The organism is Cupriavidus sp. 05L310, assembly GCF_056398185.1.
This window is the reverse complement of the sequence record NZ_JBFTOX010000050.1, coordinates 67317-73387: the sequence shown is the minus strand read 5'-3', so window position 1 is coordinate 73387 and position 6071 is coordinate 67317. Positions and strand designations below refer to the sequence as shown.

5 protein-coding genes are annotated in these 6071 nt (G+C 62.8%); 3 read left to right on the top strand and 2 right to left on the bottom strand.

The features are described 5' to 3' along the window. Positions 1 to 252, top strand: a 252-nt coding sequence (locus AC1DS6_RS30440) for a tyrosine-type recombinase/integrase (protein WP_477103785.1), incomplete at its 5' end; no start/stop codon positions are given. 113 nt (positions 253 to 365) lie between these two features. Further along, positions 366 to 839 carry a ProQ/FinO family protein gene (locus AC1DS6_RS30435; protein WP_477103786.1) on the top strand — a complete coding sequence of 158 codons (474 nt, stop codon included), beginning with the start codon at positions 366 to 368 and terminating at the stop codon, positions 837 to 839. A 1188-nt stretch (positions 840 to 2027) separates the two neighbouring features. Here the strand turns inward: AC1DS6_RS30435 and AC1DS6_RS30430 are convergent. Together AC1DS6_RS30430 and AC1DS6_RS30425 are read right to left on the bottom strand one after the other, a co-directional pair. Next, a complete protein-coding gene (locus AC1DS6_RS30430) occupies positions 2028 to 2408 on the bottom strand; it encodes a hypothetical protein (RefSeq protein ID WP_477103784.1) in 381 nt (126 codons plus the stop codon). 1430 nt (positions 2409 to 3838) lie between these two features. Continuing rightward, positions 3839 to 4285 (bottom strand): MarR family winged helix-turn-helix transcriptional regulator, encoded by a 447-nt coding sequence (locus AC1DS6_RS30425; protein ID WP_477103783.1) that lies wholly within the window; start codon positions 4283 to 4285, stop codon positions 3839 to 3841. 332 nt (positions 4286 to 4617) lie between these two features. Here AC1DS6_RS30425 and AC1DS6_RS30420 point away from each other — a divergent pair, with 332 nt between their 5' ends. After that, positions 4618 to 5982 carry an MFS transporter gene (locus tag AC1DS6_RS30420; protein ID WP_477103782.1) on the top strand — a complete coding sequence of 455 codons (1365 nt, stop codon included), beginning with the start codon at positions 4618 to 4620 and terminating at the stop codon, positions 5980 to 5982. Positions 5983 to 6071: the final 89 nt, after the last annotated feature.

Genomic DNA, 6071 nt, shown 5'->3' with positions numbered 1-6071 from the left:
GCCGCGCGCCTGCGCGCGCGCGGCCCCGAGTGGGAAAGCCGGGCCGCGGTGCTCGCCAGCGCCTCGGCGCACTGGCTGCGCCATACCGCGGGGTCACACATGACCGACCAGCAGGTGGATCTGCGGTTTGTGAGGGACAATTTCGGGCACGCATCGATTTCTACCACCAGCGCTTACCTGCACACGGAGGACGATGCGCGGCATGAGGCCACGCAGGAACGCCACCGGATCGGGTGGACACGCGAAGGGTGACGCGTCGCCCTCGCCAGGATTCCTCGGTTTTCCGAGGCCACGCGGCTACGTGGGCGGCAAGGTGAATCGCGAGGGACGGCTACAATCTCAGCTCGTTTTAATGGCTGGGCATGATGGGCTTCGAACAACTGGCGGCACTGAAGGAACAACTGGCAAAGCAGGCGAAGGCCGCGCCACCGGCCAACACGCGTCGTGCATCCCCGAAGGTTTCGGCCCGCCCAGCGAAACCCGTTAAGCCTGTCGACCCGGTACTGCAAGCCATCGTGAAGCTGCAAAAACGCTTCCCGCAAACCTTTCCGAAGAGTCCGGCACCCAAGGTACCGCTCAAGATCGGCATCTTCGAGGACCTCGTCCAGCACGCGCAGGAACTCGGCCTAACGGAGTCGGTGTTGCGCGATGCAATCCGGACCTGGTGCCGCGGCACCCGCTACTGGGCCTGTCTGGTGGAAGGCACACCGCGCGTGGATCTGGCGGGTCAGGCGGCGGGACACGTGGCCCAGGCCGATGCGAAGCGGGCGCAGGGACTGCAAGCCCAACGTGCGGCGCGCGCGTTATCTCGCCCCGAAACCGCGTCGAAACCCAGCTGAACTGGGATAGGCGCCCGCCTTGTCGGCGCGGACGTCGGGCGACCACAGATTCCAGGGCTGCGTACACAAGTGTCGGCACGATGACGAACACGCGCGAGCCCCCCGGGTTCAACGCAGGGCCGTCGCCGACCACAGCGTCGAGGGTGGTGACCGGCAGCAGATGCCGGGACACTGCTGGATCGGAGGGATGCCAAGCGCGAGCTATCCCCATATTCCTGCTAGGCCCTTGTTAATTTGAGCCGGGATCAAAATCTTGGCGATTAATTGCGTTTTAGACCCGGGTAGCCTGGTCAGATCTGTTCTGCTTGTTGGTCGGTGCCGGTTTGGCCATGCTGGCCCGATGCATTTTCTGTGACGCACGGCGTCGATCTCGAGCGCCGAGATGCGGCGGGGCGAGAGTTCCCCGTTCAAAGCCGCCACCCCGACCTGCACCATGCAGTGCGCCCCTTCTGCGGCGAGCCTTTGAGCCACAAGGACCGTCGCTCGACGGTGCTGCGCACTGTGTACGGCAGAATAAAGGTAAAGAGTCTGCGGCTGTGGGCGTGTGCTTGCCAGCGGTCTGCGTGCACACCGCCGCGTGTGGTGCACCCTTCGTCCACTGCCCTGACTAACCTGGTCACGCCCGCCGACAATGAGTTTGGCCCGAGAGCCACCACTCCACCTGTTTCGAAACCAGTTCGGCCTGCACCTTGGCCAGCAGCGACCGTCCCTCCGCGAGCGTCAAGCCCAGTTGGGCGAGACTGCAGTCGCGGCGCTCAACCACGGCCAGTATTCAGTCCCCGTCATTGACCGTGTCGCTGTCCTCGTCGAACAACCTTGCTTCGATGGTCAGCCGCATGGTTTGCTCCCACCGTTGCGATACTGATCAGCGTATCCCACCCGAAACCGATGCCGCGCCCAGATGCCCGAGCTGCCCTCCCCTGGAGCCTCCCCAGGTTTTGCACGCTCTCCTCTACCCCATGGGAAGTGTCGAATTCGACTTGATCTCTCAAACGGGATACGGCTCACGCCGCTCACCACTGTCGCCGACGATTCCCGCAGCAGGCTCAGAAGCGGGCTCGCACCGTGGCGTCCGGTAACGCCACGTGCTCGCATCAATGACGTGTCGGTCATCGCGGCGCTGCCGTTCCCTTTAAAGGGCAGAACCGTTTCTTCGCGAGCTCCGCGCGCATGTATCGGCTTGGAGGCTCAGAAGTGCGTCTCGATGGCCATCCTGGCGCCCTCGGGCACCGCGTTCGGAATGACCAGGTGCGCAAGGATCTCGTAGCCCCGAGCGGCCGCCACTGCCGTGGGATTCACCAGCCGCTTCGGGCCTCCCAACCACGCAAAATGATCCTTCCCGTCGTCACTACTGAACCAGGCAAAGTCACCGATGCGGTCAAGGCCGCACTTCACCATCCTTAGCAGCGCCAGGGCTTCCGCCGAAACACCTAGGTGGCGTGCTGTGTCATGAATGACCGTGCCCAGATTGCGGAGCTTGCTGGTCGAAGTGGTTTCCCCATTCGACTGGTCAGGTAACAGCTCGACAACCAGAATCCCCCTGTGCGCGGTGATGCGTGCATGCTGCATAGCTTCCTCTCAACCGATGCCCGTCGCCTTACGGCCTTATGCATTTAGCTAGCAAGTTTGCGGCCAGGTCTTGCATAAGGTGCCGGTTACAGTCCTCGCATGACATTCCGACCCCGCTTTCACATGCGAAGGCGGCACAGGGGCACGGCGATCGACGCCCGGCGCCGCCTCGCCAAGCCTGGCCTGTTCGATAACCCCGGTGTGGTGTTGTTGGCGCGGTGTTGGTATCGGCCCGGCAGTTCCCGCAGACCGTTGGACCGCAGGCGACTCACACGGCAAGATCGGAAACGGATTGATCTCGTTGTTGCCGCCGTCGTTACGGCAAGCCAGGCACGAAACTGGTGCATTCGTTCAACGCCGCCGGGAGAAGTCCCAGCATGCACAGCGCGCCTGCCATCGTGTTCGACGAATATTCCTAGCGGATTGCGAGCGCCAATCCACCCCGTGTCGCGTCGCAACGACTCCAGCCTTTACGAGAAAAAAAGAGGACTCCGCAGCTTCGCCTTTCCGAAAGCTGTACGATAGACCAATGACTTCGTGTCCTTGGCCGCGAGTCGTCTTCCGCACGTTTTACAGCGGGACGCCGCATCGATGAACTGGTCGACCTGCTCACTCAAGACCACCGCCTGAATCTGTCGCACCAGTTCATGCGTCTCGCGAATGAACAAGCCCAGCCCGGATGCTGGCCCAGCATCCGCTCTGCGCTCGATAACCCTGACCGTAGTCACCTAGAGGGGCTGCGCTCCCTCTTCGTCAATGCATGCCTGGATCAGGATGCGCATGGGGGCTCTCCGAGAGTGCCAGTAGACAATACTCCCCTTCCTGACGGATTTCCCCCCCCGGTTTTGGCCACGCTCCAGCCGAAGGGTGAGCCGGACCCATCTACCTGCCAGAGGACCGCCAGCAGACTTGGGGCCAGCCGCATGCCGGCGACAATCTGGCAGCCCTCCGAAGCCGCGCCATCGTGGCGCTCTTCCTGCGGATTCACGTAGGGACTGCGAAGACAGGTTTGGTCCGTACGATCCCTGTGTCTGCTGCGTTGGAACCCGCGAGTTGGACAGGAACGGCCGCTATTCCGAGGGCCGCATTGCCGTGCGGTCCGTCACGCTTGGGCGCTTGCAGTTCTCTCAGTCATTTGCCGCCAGGCCAAACTCGGCCAAGGTGCGCTGCAGCCGGCTCAGTAATGGACTTGGCGTCCATCAGGTGCAGGCCCAGCGAGCCGGCATCAAGGCCTTCTCGCTAGAACTGCGCGATCTCGGTCACGGTGGCAGGTGTATCACCTCCCGTGTGAACGACGACTTGCAAGCTGATCCGCATGGCAGTCTCACGGTACGTCTAGGTAGCCAGACTAGGGGGATGGCCGGGATTCGTAAATATCTCCTATTAACAGCAAATCATGCGGTTCCCGCGGTGACGCAGCCGAAGCTGGGTCACTCTCGGGCATGTGAGACCAAACGCTCAAGCAGGTGATCAAATTGCTCCCGCTCCGCGGCATCGAGACAGGACACGATTTCCGCATTGCGGCGCTCAATCAGGGCCATCGCCCGCAGCCAGATACGCTCCCCCTTGTTCGTCACCGTCAGGACGACGCCGCGGCCGTCCGTGGCACTCGCGGCCTTGCGCACCAGCCCCTGGTCGACCAGCGACTGCGCCGCACGGCTCGCCTGACCCTTGTCCAGATTCGCGCGACGCGCCAGATCGTTGACCGATAACGGACTGAACGAGCCAATTGCGGCCAGGCACCGTCCTTCGTGCATCGGAATGCCCACTTCTGCTTCATAGGCCTGTTGCGTAATCCGGTCAGTGAGCTTGGTGAGTTCGTGCAGGCGGTGTGTCAAGGTGCGGTCAAGGGCGATCGGGATGTATCTGGAAGTCACCGGCAGGTACCTCTCAAAGCGAAAAAAGTGATGCAGAAACTATACAGATGACTGGTTGCGGACTCAACCAAGCGCGTCAGTCAATGACCGTCGGCATCTTCGGGGGCATCGCCTTATGATTCGGCGCATCTAGTTGCGCACGCAACCAGTGGAAACCCTAGTGCCGATTCGCGTGCCATTGGCACATACTAGTTGCGCACACAACTAATTGGCAAGCCGTGTCTGACAACCGTTGCGCCAGACCAGCCCACGTCGGCCAGACATCAGATTGTGCGAGGCCGTCGTTTTCATAATCCATCCAGCCGACGGCGGCGCCATAGGAGACAAGCATTGTGAGTTCACCCATCGCAGCCCCCCAACCCGCGGACGACGCTGCAACATCTACCGTAAGTCACTCCGTTGCCGAAGCCCGGCTCGTCATCGCCAAGGTATCGCGCCATCTGCTGTGGTTCCTGTTTCTCTTGTTCGTGGTCTCCTTCCTGGATCGCATCAACATCGGCTTTGCCGGCCTGACGATGATGAAGGACCTAGGGCTGAGCGGCACCCAGTTCGGCCTAGCCACCACCCTGTTCTACCTGGCCTACATCGCCTGCGGCGTGCCGAGCAATGCGATCCTGGCACGCGTCGGCGCACGACGCTGGATCGCGGCGATCATGGTTGCCTGGGGCGTGGCCTCCACCGCCACCCTGTTCGCCACGGACGCGCATACGCTGTACTGGCTTCGCGTACTGGTTGGCATCACCGAGGCAGGCTTCCTGCCCGGCATGTTGCTGTACCTGACCTTCTGGTTCCCGGCGGCTTACCGGGCCCGCGCCAATGCGCTGTTCATGATTGCTATGCCGGTCACAGCCGCTTTCGGTTCGGCAGCCTCCGGCGTGATCCTCGGCATGGACGGGCTGTACGGGCTCAAGGGCTGGCAGTGGCTGTTCCTGCTCGAAGGGTTGCCGGCCTCGGTGCTGGGCGTGATCGTCTATTTCTATCTTAACGACACGCCGGCGCAAGCGCGCTGGCTCTCGCCGGGCGAGAAGCAAACGCTCGCGCAGATGCTGGCTGCCGAGCATCGGGCTGACCCCGTGGCGCAGGGGCCCGGCGCGACGTCGCGCAGCCTGTGGTCCGAATTGACCTCCGCCACGGTGCTGAAGTTCTCGCTGGCCTATTTCTGCCTGGTCAACAGCCTCGCCATGGTGGCCGTGTGGACGCCGCTTATCGTCAAGAGCTTCGCCGGCGGCGCCACCAACACAACCATCGGGCTGCTGGCGGCGGTTCCGCAGGTATGCACGATCATCGGCATGATCTGGTGGGGCCGGCGCTCGGACCGCGCGCTGGAGCGCCGCTGGCACACCGTGCTGCCGATGCTGTGCGCGGCGGCGGGCTGGCTGCTGACGGCATATTCGTCGCATCCCGCGGTGCAACTGCTGGGCGTGTGCCTGGCTTCCACCGGCGCCTATACCGCCATGTCGATCTTCTGGACCACGCCGGACCATGCATTGAGCTTCGCCGCGCGTGCCTTGGGCATCGCGGTGATCAACGCAACCGGCAACCTCGGCTCCGCTCTCAATCCGCTAGTCGTGGGCTGGCTGAAGGACGTCACGCACAGCTTCAACACGGGCCTGCTCTATGCGGCAGTCCTGCTGTTGACGGGTTGCGTGATTTTCCTGGTCCTGCCGATCCCGCGCACGCTCAAGCCAACGACCTGACAACAGGTTCCATCACCCGGTTTTCAATACCCGCTTCCCGGTTACCCATTGGCCAACCGGGAAGGGACGCGGCTGCCGTCCTCGAGGCG

Bases quoted from the DNA above. Each gene is read 5' to 3' on its own strand.
- AC1DS6_RS30435 (WP_477103786.1), top strand. From the start codon at position 366: ATGGGCTTCGAACAACTGGCGGCACTGAAGGAACAACTGGCAAAGCAG.
- AC1DS6_RS30430 (WP_477103784.1), bottom strand. From the start codon at position 2,408: ATGCAGCATGCACGCATCACCGCGCACAGGGGGATTCTGGTTGTCGAG.